This is a genomic window from Curtobacterium sp. L3-7 (genome assembly GCF_048756585.1).
Classification (GTDB): Bacteria; Actinomycetota; Actinomycetes; order Actinomycetales; family Microbacteriaceae; genus Curtobacterium.
In genome coordinates this window covers 569,320-585,844 of sequence record NZ_CP151474.1, presented here as the reverse complement: position 1 = coordinate 585,844, position 16,525 = coordinate 569,320, and the positions used below count along the sequence as shown (strand labels likewise).

General features: G+C 68.4%; 16 protein-coding genes. 10 read left to right on the top strand and 6 right to left on the bottom strand.

Going from position 1 to position 16,525, the window contains the following annotated elements:
• Positions 1–49: 49 nt before the first annotated feature.
• From AAEP80_RS02965 to AAEP80_RS02940, 6 genes are all read right to left on the bottom strand, one after another.
• A complete protein-coding gene (locus AAEP80_RS02965; protein ID WP_420365895.1) occupies positions 50–607 on the bottom strand; it encodes a YdcF family protein in 558 nt (185 codons plus the stop codon).
• A 66-nt stretch (positions 608–673) separates the two neighbouring features.
• The gene (locus AAEP80_RS02960) at positions 674–1,636 is read right to left on the bottom strand and encodes a D-alanine--D-alanine ligase family protein (RefSeq protein ID WP_281266292.1); all 963 of its coding nucleotides are present in this window, start codon (positions 1,634–1,636) and stop codon (positions 674–676) included.
• A gap of 46 nt (positions 1,637–1,682) precedes the next feature.
• Positions 1,683–2,987, bottom strand: coding sequence for a PLP-dependent aminotransferase family protein (locus tag AAEP80_RS02955; protein ID WP_281266291.1), 1,305 nt, complete (start codon positions 2,985–2,987; stop codon positions 1,683–1,685).
• 167 nt (positions 2,988–3,154) lie between these two features.
• Complete coding sequence (gene trxA, locus AAEP80_RS02950; RefSeq protein WP_017887828.1) at positions 3,155–3,481, bottom strand: thioredoxin; 327 nt, start codon at positions 3,479–3,481, stop codon at positions 3,155–3,157.
• A 60-nt stretch (positions 3,482–3,541) separates the two neighbouring features.
• Positions 3,542–4,528 carry a thioredoxin-disulfide reductase gene (gene trxB, locus AAEP80_RS02945; protein WP_413600474.1) on the bottom strand — a complete coding sequence of 329 codons (987 nt, stop codon included), beginning with the start codon at positions 4,526–4,528 and terminating at the stop codon, positions 3,542–3,544.
• 77 nt (positions 4,529–4,605) lie between these two features.
• A complete protein-coding gene (locus tag AAEP80_RS02940; RefSeq protein ID WP_420365894.1) occupies positions 4,606–8,604 on the bottom strand; it encodes a DUF6049 family protein in 3,999 nt (1,332 codons plus the stop codon).
• 123 nt (positions 8,605–8,727) lie between these two features.
• On the opposite strand from AAEP80_RS02940, the gene AAEP80_RS02935 reads away from it, so the two are divergent.
• The 10 genes from AAEP80_RS02935 (at position 8,728) to AAEP80_RS02890 (ending at position 16,518) form a co-directional block, all read left to right on the top strand.
• Complete coding sequence (locus AAEP80_RS02935) at positions 8,728–10,164, top strand: CCA tRNA nucleotidyltransferase (RefSeq protein WP_420366839.1); 1,437 nt, start codon at positions 8,728–8,730, stop codon at positions 10,162–10,164.
• 161 nt (positions 10,165–10,325) lie between these two features.
• Entirely contained in the window at positions 10,326–10,718 is a 393-nt protein-coding gene (gene rpsF / locus AAEP80_RS02930; protein WP_281266286.1) for a 30S ribosomal protein S6, read from the top strand.
• Positions 10,719–10,721: 3 nt separating this feature from the next.
• Positions 10,722–11,294, top strand: coding sequence for a single-stranded DNA-binding protein (locus tag AAEP80_RS02925; protein ID WP_402727536.1), 573 nt, complete (start codon positions 10,722–10,724; stop codon positions 11,292–11,294).
• Positions 11,295–11,341: 47 nt separating this feature from the next.
• On the top strand, positions 11,342–11,599 hold the full coding sequence (gene rpsR / locus AAEP80_RS02920) for a 30S ribosomal protein S18 (protein ID WP_071278496.1): 258 nt from the start codon (positions 11,342–11,344) through the stop codon (positions 11,597–11,599).
• Between the two features lie 14 nt (positions 11,600–11,613).
• The gene (gene rplI, locus AAEP80_RS02915) at positions 11,614–12,066 is read left to right on the top strand and encodes a 50S ribosomal protein L9 (RefSeq protein ID WP_281266284.1); all 453 of its coding nucleotides are present in this window, start codon (positions 11,614–11,616) and stop codon (positions 12,064–12,066) included.
• 188 nt (positions 12,067–12,254) lie between these two features.
• Positions 12,255–12,548, top strand: a complete 294-nt coding sequence (locus tag AAEP80_RS02910) for a WXG100 family type VII secretion target (protein WP_126889958.1) — start codon at positions 12,255–12,257, stop codon at positions 12,546–12,548.
• Between the two features lie 167 nt (positions 12,549–12,715).
• Positions 12,716–14,134, top strand: a complete 1,419-nt coding sequence (locus AAEP80_RS02905) for a hypothetical protein (protein ID WP_420365893.1) — start codon at positions 12,716–12,718, stop codon at positions 14,132–14,134.
• Positions 14,135–14,392: 258 nt separating this feature from the next.
• A complete protein-coding gene (locus AAEP80_RS02900; protein ID WP_126889958.1) occupies positions 14,393–14,686 on the top strand; it encodes a WXG100 family type VII secretion target in 294 nt (97 codons plus the stop codon).
• A gap of 87 nt (positions 14,687–14,773) precedes the next feature.
• Positions 14,774–15,079, top strand: coding sequence for a hypothetical protein (locus tag AAEP80_RS02895; protein WP_402727534.1), 306 nt, complete (start codon positions 14,774–14,776; stop codon positions 15,077–15,079).
• A complete protein-coding gene (locus tag AAEP80_RS02890; RefSeq protein WP_420365892.1) occupies positions 15,079–16,518 on the top strand; it encodes a hypothetical protein in 1,440 nt (479 codons plus the stop codon). The genes AAEP80_RS02895 and AAEP80_RS02890 overlap by 1 nt, the downstream gene beginning before the upstream one ends.
• Positions 16,519–16,525 lie beyond the last annotated feature (7 nt).

Below are 16,525 nucleotides of genomic sequence, written 5' to 3'. Positions count from 1 at the left end.
CGCTGCCGACGGCAGCGCGAGTGTTCCACGTGGAACACCCGACGGTCCGTCAGCGCAGTGCGCGCAGCTTCAGGAGGCCCACCACGGCGAACAACGGCTTCACGTGGGTCATCTCCCCGAAGCGTTGTTCCCGGCCGCGCACGAGGCGCGCAGCGAGGTCGGGGCGCTGACGCCGCAGGTACTCCCGCGCCTTCTCGGCGTGCAGCGCGTTCGACGCGAAGACGATCCAGTCCGCGGACTCGAGATCGGGGATCACGTTGCGGACGTTCTCCCAGGTGCTGGTACTCGCCGTCTCCTCGATCAACGGGCCGTCCCAGCCGAGCTCGGAGCGGATGTACCGGGAGAGGAGGGTCGCTTCGGCGACGGATCCACGGACCGATCCCCCACTGGTGATGATCGTCGAGGTTCCCGGCACGGCCGACCGAACGGCCATGCGCGCGCGCCATCGGTTGATGCTGTTCGCGGTGGGCCCCGGGTCTGCGAACCCGAGCACCACGACGACGCCGTGGCCGTTCCGCTCGATCTGGACGGTGCCGAGACGACGAGTGGACGCACGGGCGTGCACCCACTCGGACCAGACGACTGCCCCGAGCGTGGCGCCGATCACCGCGGCCGCGATGGACGTTCCACGTGGAACACGTACTCGGGTAACCCTCGCACGGGGCATTCGCGACTACGCGTTGTGGTCGCGCATCGCCTGCTCGGCGAGTTCGGCGTACGTCCACCCGAGGTCGAACCCCGACGCGGACAGTGCCTGCGGCACCAGGGAAGTCTCGGTGAGACCCGGGAGCACGTTCGCTTCCAGGAACCAGGGAGTCCCCGCGCCGTCGATGATCAGGTCGACGCGGGAGATGTGCCGGAGACCGAGCGCACTGTGGGCGGCGACGGCCGCCGACGCTGCTGCTGCCGCGTGCTCGTCCGAGAGACGGGCCGGGGTGTAGAACGTCGTCTCCCCCGCGTTGTAGCGCGCCTCGAAGCCGTAGAAGCCGTTCCTGGGCACGATCTCAACCGGAGCCAGGGCGACGGGACCGTCGCCCGTGTCGATGATCCCGACGGCCACCTCGGTGCCACGGATGAGCTGCTCCACGACGACGTCGTCGCAGTACGTGTACGCGGTCACCATCGCTCGCGGGAGGTCGTTCGTGTCCTCGACGAGCGTGACGCCCTGCGCGCTCCCGCCCCGTGCCGGCTTCACCGCGAGCGGGACCGGGTGCTCTGCCGCGATGCTCTCGAGGACCCCGACAGCACCGAGCTCGCGGAAGACGTCGTGGGACAGCGTCACCGAGCGCGGGGTGTGCACGCCGGTCCTGGCGACCAACGCGGACGCCGTGGGCTTGTCCCATGCCAGCCGGGCCGACGTGGAACGTGAGCCGACGAACGGGATGTCCAGGGCCTCCAGGATGCCGCGGAGCGCACCGTCCTCGCCGGACGCGCCGTGCAGGGCCGGCCACACGACGTCCGGGCGGGATTCGGTGAGGGCCGGCAGCAGGGACGCGTCAGCGTCCCGGAGGTCGACCTGCCAGCCGTACCCCGTCAGCGAGTCAGCGACCCGACGGCCCGACCGCAGGGAGACATCACGCTCGTGCGAGATGCCCCCAGCGACGACGACGACGTGGCGACGGGTGAGCTCGGCCATGCGAGGGGACCTCCGGGTACTGCGTGAAGCGCGTGAAAAGTGCTGATCAGGAGATGTTCGGCGGCGGAGCGCTCACCGAGGAGCCCTGACGCACCACGGTGTTCGGACGCGTCGCGGGCCCGAACGTCTCGATGAGTTCGAGCTCGTCGTTGACGACGTTCGCGAGCCGCTTCACGCCGACGCGGATCTGCTCGGCTGTCGGGTAGCAGAACGACAGACGGATGTGCTGCTGACCCCGACCGTCCGCGTAGAACGCGGTACCGGGCGTGTAGGCCACGAGCTCCTTGACAGCACGCGGCAGCATCGCCTTGGAGTCGAGCGATTCCGGCAGGGTCAGCCAGACGAAGAACCCACCGTTCGGCTTGGTCCACGTCAGGTCCGGGAGGAACTCCCCCAGCGCGGAGAACATCGCGTCGCGGCGCTCCGTGTAGATGCCGCGGAAGGTGTCGACCTGGCCCTTCCAGTCGGCTGCGTCGAGGTAGGCGTTCACGACGTACTGGCCGAAGGAGTTCGGCGCGAGGACCGCTGATTCGTTGGCGAGGACGAGCTTCTCGCGGATCGCGTGCGGCGCGAGGGCCCAGCCGACGCGGAAGCCGGGTGCGAGCGTCTTCGAGAACGACCCGAGGTACACCACGCCCTCGTCGTCGATCGACCGGATCGCCTGCGGCGCGGGCTCGTCGAACCAGAGGAGTCCGTACGGGTTGTCCTCGAGCACCAGGATGTTGTTCGAGCGGCAGATGTCGAGCACCTCGATGCGGCGCTCGCGGCTCATGGTGACGCCGGCGGGGTTGTGGAAGTTCGGGATCGTGTACAGGAACTTCATCCGCTTGCCTGCTGCACGGAGGTTCGCGATCGTCTCGCGGAGCGCCTCCGGTACGAGACCGTGCTCGTCCGTCGCCACGTGGACCGTCTCGGCCTGGTACGAGCGGAACACGCCGATCGCGCCGACGTACGACGGGGACTCGGCGAGGACGACGTCGCCCGGGTCGATGAACAGCCGCGTGACGAGGTCGAGCGCGTGCTGCGAGCCGGTCGTCACCACGACGTCCTCGGCGCTCGCACGGATGCCCTCGAGCGACATGATGTCCACGATGTGCTCGCGCAGGGAGCGCAGGCCCTGTCCACCGCCGTACTGCAGGGCCATGGCGGCGTCCTCGGCCATCACGCGGTCCAGGGAGCCCGTGACGAGCTCACGCGGGAGCGCGGAGACGAACGGCATGCCGCCGGCGAGCGAGACCACCTCGGGCCTCGACGCGACGGCGAACAGAGCTCGTACCTCGGATGCGCTCAGCCCGGCGGTGCGCTGGGCGTAGGAGTCGTACCAGGGGTCGAGACTGTTGCCGTTCGTCATCGAGTTCTCCGTTCACTCGGCATTCCAGCCACAGTACGACATGCAACCCGGAAACCCGGGGTCCCGGGCGCAGGCCGATCGGAGTCCCGTGGCTCTTCCGGGGCAAAGCGAACGCCCCGCCCTCCGATGGAATGGAGGACGGGGCGTTCGGGTCTGTGTGCAGGTGCCTACGCGAGGAACTCCGCGAGGTCGGCCTCGAGCGCCGGCTTCGGCTTGGCGCCGATGACGGTCTTCACGACCTCGCCGCCCTTGAACACCTTCATCGCCGGGATCGACGTGATCTGGTAGTTCATGGCCGACTGGGGGTTGTCGTCGACGTTGAGCTTGACGATCTCGATCTTGCCGGCGTGCTCCTCGGCGATCTGGTCGAGGATCGGCGAGACGGCGCGGCACGGGCCACACCACTCGGCCCAGAAGTCGACGAGGATCGTCTTGTCGGACTTGAGGACCTCGTCCGAGAAGGTGGCGTCGGTGACTGCCTTGGCGTTGGACATGTGTACTCCTTCGGAGTGGTCGGTCAGTGAGGTGAACGGCGGAGACCGCCGTGCAATTCCCTAGGCGGAGACGGTCACGGGCTCGACCGGGGTCTCACCCTCGGCCTGGTCCGTCAGCGTGTCCTCGAGGTCGGCGAGGTACTTCTCGGCGTCGAGCGCTGCGACGGCACCCGAGCCGGCGGCGGTGATGGCCTGCCGGTAGGTGTGGTCGAGCACGTCGCCGGCCACGAACACCCCGGGGACGCCCACGGCCTTCGAGGTGCGACCCTCGACGGCGATGGTGCCCTCCGGCGCCAGTTCGAGCTGCTTGTGGACGAGGTGCACGCGCGGGTCGTTGCCGATCGCGATGAACAGGCCGTCGAGCGCGAGCTCGCTCTCGGTGCCGTCGACGGTGTCCTTCAGCGTGACGCCCTCGACCGAGGAGGCACCGGTGATCCCGACGACCTCCTTGTTCCACGCGAACTCGATCTTCGGGTCGTTCATCGCGCGGTCCTGCATGATCTTCGACGCGCGCAGGGTGTCCTTGCGGTGGATGACCGTGACCTTGTCGGCGAAGCGCGTCAGGAACGTCGCTTCTTCCATCGCGGAGTCGCCACCGCCGACGACGGCGATGTTCTTCTGTCGGAAGAAGAAGCCGTCGCAGGTCGCGCACCACGAGACACCGTGGCCGGACAGGCGCTCCTCGTCGGCGAGGCCGAGCTGGCGGTACGCCGAGCCGGTCGCGTAGATGACCGCGAGTGCCTCGTACGTCTCGCCGGAGCCGACGGTGACCTTCTTGACGTCGCCCGTGAGCTCGACGGAGACGGCGTCGTCGTACAGGACCTCTGCGCCGAACTTCTCGGCCTGTTCCTGCATCTTGATCATGAGGTCGGGACCCTGGATGCCCTCGGGGAAGCCCGGGAAGTTCTCGACCTCGGTCGTCTTCGTGAGCTCGCCGCCCGTCTCGACGCTCGAGGCGACGATGAGTGGCTTGAGCTGGGCGCGCGCGGCGTAGATGCCGGCGGTGAACCCGGCCGGGCCGGAACCGATGATGATGAGCTGGCGCATGCCTGAATGCCCTTCCGTTGCGTCTGACCGGGTCAACACATGGTACCGGCGCGGCATTCCGCAGCACCCGGGAACGGTCAGCGGCCCAGGCGGGCCTTCAGGATGTCCACGGCGCCGCGGATCTCGCCGTTCTTCGCGACGACGAGTGCGACGAAGTACACCGCTGTCATCACGGCGCCCGTCAACGCGATCGTGATCAGTGCGCCCGTGCGGTCCGACATCGCGAAGCCATCGGCGGAGAACGCTCCGAAGAAGTTCGCCGTCACCAGACCGGCAGCACCGGCGATCAGTGCGGCGATGACGAACTGGACGTGCGAACGGGTGATCACCCGACCCTCGATGTTCCCGAGCCGGCGACGGACGACCACGAGCGCGACGATCGTCTGTGCGGATCCCGCGATGGTGGTCGCGGCCGCGACACCGATGCCGATGACCGACGTCGACAGGGTCGACGCCGCGAGGGCTCCGATGACGAAGAGCACCGACTGCACGAGCTGCATGAGGAACGGGGTCCGGTGGTCGTGCATCGCCCAGAACACGCGCTGGATCACGAACAGCATGCTGAACAGCACGAGCCCCGGCATGTACGCGATGAGGACGGCACCGACCTGGAGCGCACTGTCGAACGTGCCCTCGTAGAGCCGGCCGAACGGCACGGCGACGACGATGAGCGCCACGGTCGCGAACACCGTGAAGAGCCCGATGATCCGCAACGAGAGCGACAGGTTCCGACGGACTGCTGCGAGGTCCCCCCGCTCGGCGTCGTGGGTCATCCTGGTGAAGTAGGCCGTGGCGACGGAGACGGTGATGATCGAGTGCGGGAGCATGAAGATGAGCCACGCGTTGCCGAGGACCGCGTTGCCCGGCCCGGCGTCCTGACCCGCCCACGCCACCTGCGACTGCACGAGACCGGCCGCCTGCGTGACCAGGATCATCGCGAAGAGCCAGCCGGCCGCGGTGCCGGTCGCCTTGAGGCCGACGCCGCGCCAGCGGAAGTCCGGGCGGAAGGTCATCCCGGCACGTCGCCAGAAGAGGGGGAGGAACGCGGCCTGCGCGAAGACGCCGAGCGAAGCACTGCCGGCGAGCACGGCGATCTTCACCGGTGTCCACTCGCCGGGGTTCGTGTTGCCGTGCCCGAACAGGGCGATGAAGACGACCAGGCCGGCGATCGCGATGACGTTGTTCAGCAGCGGCGCCCAGGTGAACGGCCCGAAGAACTGTTTCGCGTTGAGCACCTCGCCGAGCAGGGAGTACATCGCGTAGAACAGGATCTGCGGCAGGCACCAGAACGCGAACGCGACAGCGAGGTCGACGGCGGCGGGGTCCGAGTTGACGGAGCCGCTCGTGTAGAAGCGCACCAGGAGCGGTGCGAGTGCGGTTGCGACGATCGTGATGACGACGAACACCGACCCGCCGAGCGTCACGATCTTGTTGACGTACCCCTGGCCGCCGTCGGCGGTGTTCTTCATCGAACGGACGATCTGCGGGATGAGCACCGCGGACAGCAGGCCGCCGGCGATGAGCGCGTAGATGTTGTTCGGGAGCTGGTTCGCCACCGCGAAGGCATTTGCGGACGTGCTGGCGTTCTGCCCGATCGCGTAGGCGAGCACGAACGTCTTCGCGAACCCCAGGATGCGCGACGCCATCGTCCCCGCCGCGAGCATGGCGCTCGCCCGCCCGAGGCTCCGCTCCGCGACGGGCTCGGCGTCGACGGCGGGCTGGGGTTGGGTGGCGCTGATGGTCGGCTCCTCAGGGTCGCGGTCGGTGAGCGTGGCGGTGGAACCGGCCATGGGCACGGCCGCAGCGGACCTGGTGGCGGAGGACGGGCCTCCTGGCTGGGTCTCCCCCGGTGCCGGCGGCTGCACCTTGAGCGGACGGTTCGGGTCCTCCTCGACCTCTTCCGGCTCCCCGTTCCGGCGTCGGCGCAGCCGGCGACGGACGTTGCGGTAGATCCCCAGGCCGAAGATCGCGATGACGGCGATGGCCGCTGCCGCCGTGATGAACGTCTCCCACTGCGCCTGCACGTTGATCTCGACGGTGGCGGGATCGGCGATGCGGACGCCGGTGGCGCTGGTGAGCGACATCGTGAGCTCGACCTTGCCGTTGGCGACGGACTGGACGGGGAACGTCACGCGGCTGGAGGAGTCCGGCTGCACGGTGACCTTGACCGCGTTCTTCTCGATGCGCAGGAACGAGTTCGAGGGCTGGACGGTGAGGAACACCGTGACCGGGAACTCGGAACGGTTCCGGATGGAGATGGGCAGGGACGACCGGTCGCCGAGCAGGGTGATGCTGCTGCCGTCGAGGATCCCGACGCTGGAGACCGTCTTGGCGGACTGCGTCACGCGGGTGTCGACGGCCTTCGTGAACGCCTCGTCGTCCGCGCGGAAGGCGTTGGACGCCGCTGCGAGGGTCTCGAGTCGCGCCGGAGCGGTCAGGTCGGCGGGGTTCTCGATCGCGGACGCGAAGTCCGTCAGGTTCCGTTCGGACTGCACGAGCCGGCGGAGCTGGTCGAGACGGGCGTCGCTGTTCGGGGAACTCGTGAGCGTCAGGGACCCGGGAGTCGTCGCGGCGGCCGTGGACAGGTCGGCGGGCGAGACCCACGCGGTGCGCTCGAGGGCGTCGAGCGCCTGGCTCAGGCGGCTGGAGTCCGTCGGCCAGTCGCGGCCGAGCGTGAGCAGGACCGGTCCGTTCGTGCCGCCCTGGCGTGACACGGTGGCGAGTGTCGCGGTGAGCTTGCTCATGGCACTCGACCACTCGCGCTGCGTGGTCGCGGTGGCGGCGTCGCGGAGCAGCTTCGACATGCCGCCGTCGGACACGAGGACCTGGTCGTCGCCGATCTTCTCGGAGGCGCTCAGTGACGTGTTCGCGCCGGCGGAGGTGTTCCCGCTCGAGACGATCGTCGCCTTGGTGCCGGCGTCCGCGAGCGCGTCGATGTCGTCGGTGGCGACGGTGCCCTCCGCCGGCCACGAGATCGCCGACATCGAGTACGGGAAGTCGAGGAGGGATGCGGTGGTCGGCAGGGTCGTCCCGGCGTCCGCTTCGCCGGCGGCGGGGTCGTTCGTGGGGTTCGAGTCGGGGGTGGCGCTCGGGGTCGGGGTCCCGGTGCTGCCCGGCGTCGCGCTCGGCGTCGGGGTCGGGGTGCTGGCACCGGGGAAGTCGTCGGGGTCGATCGACTGGTCGAGCGAGATCGGGGCGAGGATGCCGGAGGAGTCCGCCTGACGGAGGCCCGTGACGTCGGCGTCCGCGTAGGAGAGCGCGAAGGTCTCGTTGCGCATCCGCTCGAGTCGCTGCAGCCACGCCGTCGCGGACGACGGGGCGTTCTCGCCGAGGATCCGGATCGACGCGATGATCCTCGGGTCGATGCCGAGCGCGACGTTGTGGTCCTGCGCGGCGTTCAGCTGCTGGGTGAGCGTGCCGTCGACGCTGGTGGCGCTCGCGAGGTCCTTGCCGGAGATCAGGCCGTCGGGGTTCGCGGGCATCGTGATCGGCATCGCGACCGAGACACCGACCGGGGTCTGTTCGTAGTCCGGGTACCAGGTGATCGCGGAGCGGGCGACGGCGCTCGTGGAACCCGCCGTGTAGTCGGCCGCGATGCGCCTGGCGCCGAAGGAGGAGTACCCGCCGAGCGCGACGTTGCCGGAGACGATCGTGACGTCGTCCAGGGTGACCGAGCGGTGCGCGGGGACCTCCGGGACGTCGACGGAGTCCATCGGGGCCCCGAGGTAACCGGTCGTGCTGGTGTCAGCGAGCCAGTCGCTGAGCACGTCCCGCGTGCCCGCGTACTGCCGGAAGATGTCGAGTTCCGCACTGCCGGCCGGCAGTGCGGAGTCGGTGTCGTTGGTCACCGTCAGCGAGAGCCTGAGGTCCTGGTCGGGCTGCAGCACGCCCCGGTCGGCGGGGACGATCTCGATCGTCGCCTTGCCCGCGTCGGTGGCGGCCGGGTGCGCCAGGTGGGTCTTCGCCGTGGGGGCGGTCGTCGCCTGTGCGGCGGTCACGGCGGTGGGCGTGACGACGAGGCCGAGGGCGACCAGGGCGGACGCGGCGGCGGCGAGCGAGGTGCGGAGAATGTGCATGCGAGATGGCCCGGGATCGGTTCGGACCTCGGACGAGTGTATGAGGCGCGACCATGAGAGCCTCGCGTGCGCGCCAGGGTGGTGGACAACCGGCAGCGACGATCTGGGATGATCGAGGACGTCATGCAGTCCGTAGCCCAGGCCGTCGAACGACTCGACGCACTCGCCGCCACCGCGCCCGTCGCCGTCCTCGCCCGCGCGTTTGCGGACGCCGGGCACGAACTCGCGCTCGTCGGCGGGCCGGTCCGCGACGCCTTCCTCGGTCGCCCGGTGACCGACCTGGACTTCACGACGGACGCCCTCCCCGACCAGGTCCTGGCGATCGTCGAACCCATCGCGGGTGCGACGTGGGACGTCGGGCGCCAGTTCGGCACGATCGCGGCCAGGGTCGAGGGCGAGCAGGTCGAGATCACGACCTACCGCAGCGACGTCTACGACGGCGAGACCCGCAAGCCGGAGGTGGCGTTCGGCGACACCATCGAGGACGACCTGCTCCGTCGCGACTTCACGGTGAACGCGATGGCGCTCCGACTGCCGGCGCGGGAGCTCGTCGACGTGCACGGTGGTGTCGAGGACCTGCTCGCCGAGCGGCTCCGAACGCCCCAGACGGCCGAGACGTCGTTCCGGGACGACCCGCTGCGGATGATGCGCGCCGCACGCTTCACCTCGCAGCTCGGGTTCACGGTGTCGGACGACGTCCGGGACGCGATGGAGTCCCTCGCCGACTCGATCGCGATCGTCTCCGCCGAACGCGTCCGGGACGAGCTCGTCAAGCTGCTGAACACGGACGACCCCGTCCCGGGCGTCCGGCTCCTCGTCGACACCGGGCTCGCTGAGCGGTTCCTGCCGGAGCTGCCGGCGATGCGGCTGGAGATCGACGAGCACCACCACCACAAGGACGTCTACGAGCACTCGCTCACCGTGCTGACCCAGGCGATCGGGTACGAGGCCGAGCGGCACGCGGGGGAAGCACCGGACACGGTCCTGCGGCTGGCGGCGCTCCTGCACGACATCGGCAAGCCCGCGACGCGGAAACTCGAACCCGGCGGTGCCGTGAGCTTCCACCACCACGACCTCGTCGGGTCGAAGCTCGCCAAGAAGCGACTCCGTGCGCTCCGGTTCGACAACGACACCATCGCCGCCGTCGCCCGCCTGATCGAACTGCACCTGCGCTTCTTCGGGTACACCGACGGCGCGTGGACGGACTCCGCGGTGCGCCGGTACGTCCGCGACGCCGGACCCCAGCTCGAGCGGCTGCACGAACTCACCCGCTCCGACGTCACCACGAGGAACCGGCGGAAGGCCGATCGCCTGGCGTTCGCGTACGACGACCTCGAGGACCGCATCGAGGTCCTCTCCAAGCAGGAGGAACTCGACTCGATCCGTCCCGACCTGACCGGCGACGACATCATGCGCATCCTCGACATCCCGCCGGGGCGTGCCGTCGGTGAGGCGTACCGCTTCCTGCTCGAGGCGCGGATGGACGAGGGTCCTCTCGGCGCCGAGGCGGCCGAAGCGCGCCTGCGCGACTGGTGGGCCGCCCGGGACGCCACCGCCTGATCGGCTCGCAGCGATCCGGCGGAACGGTGGCGCGCCTCCAGGCCGTCCGCTAAGCTTGCGGGGTTGTGCCGACCGCACCTGCGGATCCGGCGCACATGCATCAACCCTCCTGTTCCGGGAACCGCCCGGAGCCGTTCGAGACCAAAGGAGGTGGGTTCCGCATGCACCAGTACGAACTGATGGCGATCCTCGACCCCGAGATCGATGAGCGCACCGTCGCTCCCAGCCTGGACAAGTTCCTCGCCGTGATCCGCAACGACGGTGGAACCGTCGACAACGTGGACGTCTGGGGCCGTCGTCGCCTGGCCTACGAGATCGCCAAGAAGACCGAGGGCATCTACGCCGTCGTCAACTTCACGTCCTCGCCCGAGGCCGCCAAGGAGCTGGACCGCCAGCTCGGTCTCTCCGAGGCCGTGCTCCGCACCAAGGTCCTCCGCGCCGAAGAGGGCATCGCACAGGTCGCCGCGCAGAAGCAGCGCGACGAGGCCCGTGCCGCCCGCAAGGCAGCGAACGCTGCCGCCGCCCCGGCCGCCGCGACCGCGAGCGCCGAGTAACCGATGGCCGGCGAAACCGTCATCACGGTGGTGGGGAACCTCACTGCTGACCCCGAGCTGCGCTACACGCAGAACGGGCTCGCTGTGGCGAACTTCACCATCGCATCCACACCTCGCACGTTCGACCGTCAGGCGAACGAGTGGAAGGACGGCGAAGCGCTGTTCCTCCGTGCGAGCGTGTGGCGCGAATTCGCCGAGCACGTCGCGGGGTCGCTGACGAAGGGCTCGCGCGTCATCGCGCAGGGTCGTCTCCGTCAGCGCTCGTACCAGGACCGAGAGGGCCAGCAGCGTACGAGCATCGAACTCGAGGTCGACGAGATCGGCCCGTCGCTCCGCTACGCGACCGCGCAGGTCACCCGTGCAACGGGTGGCGGCGGCGGCCGTGGACAGGTCGGCGGCGGTGCCCCGGCCGGTGGCAACGGTGGGAACTGGAACAACAACGGCGGCGGCAACGCTTCCGGTGGTGGCCAGTCCGACGCACCGTGGTCCCCGCAGGGCGGCCAGCAGGGTGGTCAGCAGGGGAACGACGTCTGGTCGACCCCCGGTGGCACCTACGACGACGAGACCCCGTTCTGATCCTCGCGATCACACGGTAGACAAACTTCTCCCTAAGGAAAAACACAATGGCTGGAAAGAGCAGCGGCGACCGCCGCAAGCCTCGCGGCAAGGGCGGCAAGAACGCCGCTCCCGCGAAGTCCATCAAGGTCGGTGTCATCGACTACAAGGACGTTGCGACCCTTCGCAAGTTCATCTCGGAGCGTGGGAAGATCCGCGCCCGTCGCATCACCGGCGTCTCCGTCCAGGAGCAGCGCCTCATTGCCCGTGCCGTGAAGAACGCCCGTGAGATGGCGCTCCTCCCCTACGCCGGCTCCGGCCGCTGATCGGAGGTCGACACATGTCGAAGCTCATCCTCACCCACGAGGTCTCCGGCCTCGGTTCCGCCGGTGACGTCGTCGACGTCAAGAACGGCTACGCCCGCAACTACCTCATCCCCCAGGGCTTCGCCGTCGCGTGGTCCAAGGGCGGCGAGAAGCAGGTCGAGTCGATCCGCGCCGGCCGTGCCGCTCGCGAGCTCGCCACCATCGAAGAGGCCCAGGACCTCAAGATGAAGCTCGAGAACGCCACCATCCAGCTGACCGTCAAGGCCGGCCAGGACGGCCGTCTCTTCGGCTCCGTGCGTCCGGCGGACGTCGCCGCGGCCGTCGAGGCCCAGGGCGTCGGCTCGCTCGACAAGCGCAAGGTCGAGGTCCCCGCGACCATCAAGACCACCGGTGACCACGAGGCCACCGTGCGTCTGCGCGAGGACATCGTCGCGACGATCTCGCTGAAGGTCGTCGCCGCCAAGTAAGGCAGCGTCTGTTCCGTCGAAAGGCGGGTCTCCTCCGGGAGGCCCGCCTTTCGTCGTTCCCGCTGGTCACCCTGTCGAAATTGCGGTGAACAACTCACCAACACCCCCGTTCGGGGGTGCGCGGCCGGTTAGCGTCATTGCGGCCTCCGATCCGGGGGCGACCGGAAACCGCGAACAAGGAGCACGCAATGCCCAACTTGAACGTCACGTACGGCGAGATGCAGGACGCCGCGACCCGACTCGTGAACGGTGAGCAGGACATCACCTCGAAGCTGCGTGAGCTGAAGTCGTTGGTGGACTCGTTGATCTCGGGTGGCTACGTCACGGACCAGTCGTCGGTTGCCTTCGGGAGCTCGTACCAGGAGTTCAACGACGGTGCGACGAAGACGATCGAGGGCCTCGAGGGCATGTCGATGTACCTGAACAAGGCGGCCGAGGCGCTGCAGCAGACCGACCAGGAACTCGCGAACGCCATCAAGTAGTCGGATCGCCCGGGGCCCTGCCGAACCGGTCGGGCCCCGAGCGCCGTTCGCGTCCACCTCACCGATCGGGAGCACCCCATGGCTGACCTCATCATCTCCAGCGCCGTCCTCGAGCAGGACCTGCACGACGAGCGCACCACCGAGTCGACCGACGCGAGCGACGCCTGATGCCCGCCCGCGCCGGCAACTGGGAACTGCTGCACGAGTCGTCGGACCCGGTCGTGGCCGATGTGCCCGTGGTCCACGAGCTCGTCGCGTACTACACGACGATGGCCCAGGAGATCACCTCGGAGGCCGCGGTGCTGCAGCGCATCGGCGACGGCGACACGACCCGGTTCAAGGGCGAGTCCGCTGACGCGGTGCGCTCGAAGAGCAAGGAGGTCGCCGCGTCCCTGCACAAGATGGCCGGACGCTACGAGGCGATCCGCGACGCCCTGACCGGGTACGTGCCGTCGCTGGAGGACGCACTCACGGAATCGGCGGCCGCGCTCCGCGATGCCGAGGACGCCTCCGCGGCCGGGACCCGCGCCGGAGCGATGCCGGACCCCTCGCAGGGGCGGGCGGACGACGCTCCCCCGCTGACGGCCGACGAGCAGGGGGCGATCGACGCGAAGCACGCCGCATCGAGCCGTGCACAGGAGGGCGCTGATGCCGCTGTCGCCCGGCTGCGTCGGGCTGTTGACGGGATCAACGCCGCGGGCAAGGCGGCAGCGTCGACGATCCGGGCTGCGTGGGACGACGGCCTGCACGACACCCTCGGCGACAAGATCAAGGCGTTCTTCTCGGCGCTGCTGAAGATCATCGTCAAGATCTTCACGTACATCGGCATCGCGCTCGCGGCGCTCGCGATCCTCATCCCGGGCGTCGGCATGCTCACCTTCATGGCCGCCGTCGCAGCATCGGTGACCCTGGTGGCGAACATCGCCCTCGCCGGCATGGGCGAGGGCTCATGGCTCGACGTGATCACTTCGGCCGTGGGACTCGTGCTCGTCGGGGTCGGTGGCATCGTCACGAAGGCGGCCTCGGTGGCGAAGACCGCCGGGCTCGCGAAGGGCATGAAGGGGTTCGAGAAGATGAACCTCGACAAGATCAAGAAGCTCCAGGACGTCCGGTCGTACAACGTCAAGAACGCGCTGAACGACCCCAACGCCGCGCGCACGGTGGGCACCATCGACCGGCAGATCAACCGCCTGACCGACCTGCGCGTCGACACGACGATGAAGAACGTCCTCGGCGGCTTCAAGGAGAAGCCGAACTGGTGGCACCCGAACAAGACCCTGTGGGCCGAGGACAAGGGCAAGATCGCCGACGTCCTGTCGAAGGGCAACTGGCGTGCGGACCGCCTCTTCAGCGTCGACCGGCAGATCGAGATGGACGCGATGAAGGTCGCTCTGCAGCGCGACTACGGCGTGGACATCGCCGCGCTCCCCGCGTGGCACAAGTACGTCGCCGGCGGCCGTGTCGTCGCCAGCTGGACGAACACGTTCATCTACGGCCAGGGCATCAAACCGACCGGGTGGGGCTCGGACCAGCAGCGGGTCCCCGGCTACAAGGAGGCGTCCGGCGCGTTGGTGCACGGCTTCTGAGTCCTCCTTTCGGGGGACTGGACGTCCGCTCGGCGCGTCCCGACACGCCGAACAGCCCGGAATTTCATAACGGGTGACATACGAATACCGCTCGGCATCGACCGTGCGCCGCCGCCGATGTACTGGAATCTGCACAATCGTGTGAAGAAGTGCATTCCGCAACACGTCGGGAAACGTACCCCGACAACCGGTTTCATCGTGAAATAACCTCTCATCTGTCCCTCGATCGGGGGTGCAGACGAACGACAGGAGCAGGCAATGCCCAACTTGAACGTGACCTACGGCGAGATGCAGGACGCCGCGACCCGACTCGTGAACGGTGAGCAGGACATCACCTCGAAGCTGCGTGAGCTGAAGTCGCTCGTGGACTCGTTGATCTCGGGTGGCTACGTCACGGACCAGTCGTCGGTTGCCTTCGGGAGCTCGTACCAGGAGTTCAACGACGGTGCGACGAAGACGATCGAGGGCCTCGAGGGCATGTCGATGTACCTGAACAAGGCGGCCGAGGCGCTGCAGCAGACCGACCAGGAACTCGCGAACGCCATCAAGTAGCGACCGCGAATCGGTCCCGGTCCTCGTCACGACGACGAGCACCGGGGCCGATCCGGTTCCGATCCCGTTCACCGACCAGGAGCAGTCATGGCAGACCTCATCATCACGAAGGAAGTCCTCGAGGACTCGACCACCAAGCTGCAGCACATCTCGGACGAGCTGGAGCACCAGAAGTCCGACGACCGCGCGCTCGACCAGGTCTACGGCCAGCACGACGTGTACAAGGCCATGAACGACTTCTCCGGCGACTGGAAGATCCACCGCAACAAGATGAAGGGCGCCATCGCCGACCTGCGGGACAAGATGCAGAAGGTCACCCAGAACTGGACCGACCTCGAGCACGACCTCAGCGAGAAGCTCACCACCGAGACGACGGACGCAGGGAACGCCTGATGCCGGTGCGCGAGGGCAACTGGGGCCTGCTCGGCGAGTCCACCGACCCGGTGATCGCGGACACCGGTGTGATGCAGGAGCTCATCACGTACTACAAGGACATGGCGTCGGAGATCACCTCCGAGGCGGCGGTCCTCAAGAGCATCGGCGACGGCGACGACAGCAAGTTCAAGGGCGAGACCGCTGACGCCGTCCGGAAGAAGAGCAAGGAGGTCGCCGAGTCCCTGCAGAAGATGTCCGGCCGGTACGACGCGATCCGGGATGCCCTGACGGGGTACCTGCCGTCGCTCGAGCAGGGGCTCAGCGAGTCGGCAGCCGCACTGCAGGAAGCGGAGACCGCGCAGCAGTCGGGTGCGAGTGCGTCGGCGATGCCGGACCCCTCCGAGAACCGCGCCGACGATGCTCCCCCGCTCACCGACGACGAGCAGGGGCAGATCGACGCGAAGCACGCGGCGACGACCAGGGCGAACGACGCGATGGACGCGGCGAAGACCAAGCTGCGGAACGCGTTGTCGGCACTCGACGGTGCGGGCAAGGCGGCGGCGTCGACGATCCGCGCGGCATGGGACGACGGCCTGCACGACACCTTGGGCGACAAGATCAAGGCGTTCTTCTCGAAGCTGCTGAAGCTGATCGTCAAGATCTTCACGTACATCGGCATCGCCCTGGCCGCTCTGGCGATCCTGATCCCCGGCGTCGGTGTGCTGGCCATCATGGGCGCGGTCGCGGCCGGGGTCAGCCTCGTCGCGCAGATCGGGTTGACCGCGCTCGGCGAGGGGAACGTCTTCGACCTCGTCATGGCGGTCGTGGGCGTGGTCACGCTCGGGGTCGGTGCCGGCATCACGAAGGCCACCTCCATCGCGGTCGGCAAGGGCGTCACCGCCGGCAAGACCGCGATCCAGAACGCCACGAAGGTCGACCTCGGGAAGATCTCGAAGATCAGGGACGCCGCCATCAAGGACTGGACGAGCGCCGGGTCGGCGACCAAGGTGCGGTACGCCAACCAGCTGGGCAACGAGGTCCGGACGAACGGGCTGAACAGGCTGGACGACTTCGCCGGCAAGTTCAAGGACAACCCGAACTGGTGGAACATCCCGAAGGTCGGCACGACGATCAAGAACGACTGGGCCACGATCTCGAAACAGTTCGGTGCCGATCGGTTCACCCGGCAGGGGTTCACGAGCTGGGCGGAACGGATCGGCGGCGTCGACTTCCAGCTGCTGCGGAACGACCTCGGCAAATTCGGCGGCGCCAACGGACTCGGCACGCTGGTCGGGAACGCCCCGAAGTGGCACAGCTACGTCAACGGCGGGATGGCCGTGTGGGGCAAGAACTACTCCATCGCCGGGCTCGTCATCAACCCGATCGGCGACGGCGCGGACAAGAAGCGCCCGTGGACCGACGACTGGAACGCGATCAAGCACCCGATCGCCGTCTGAGAGCAGC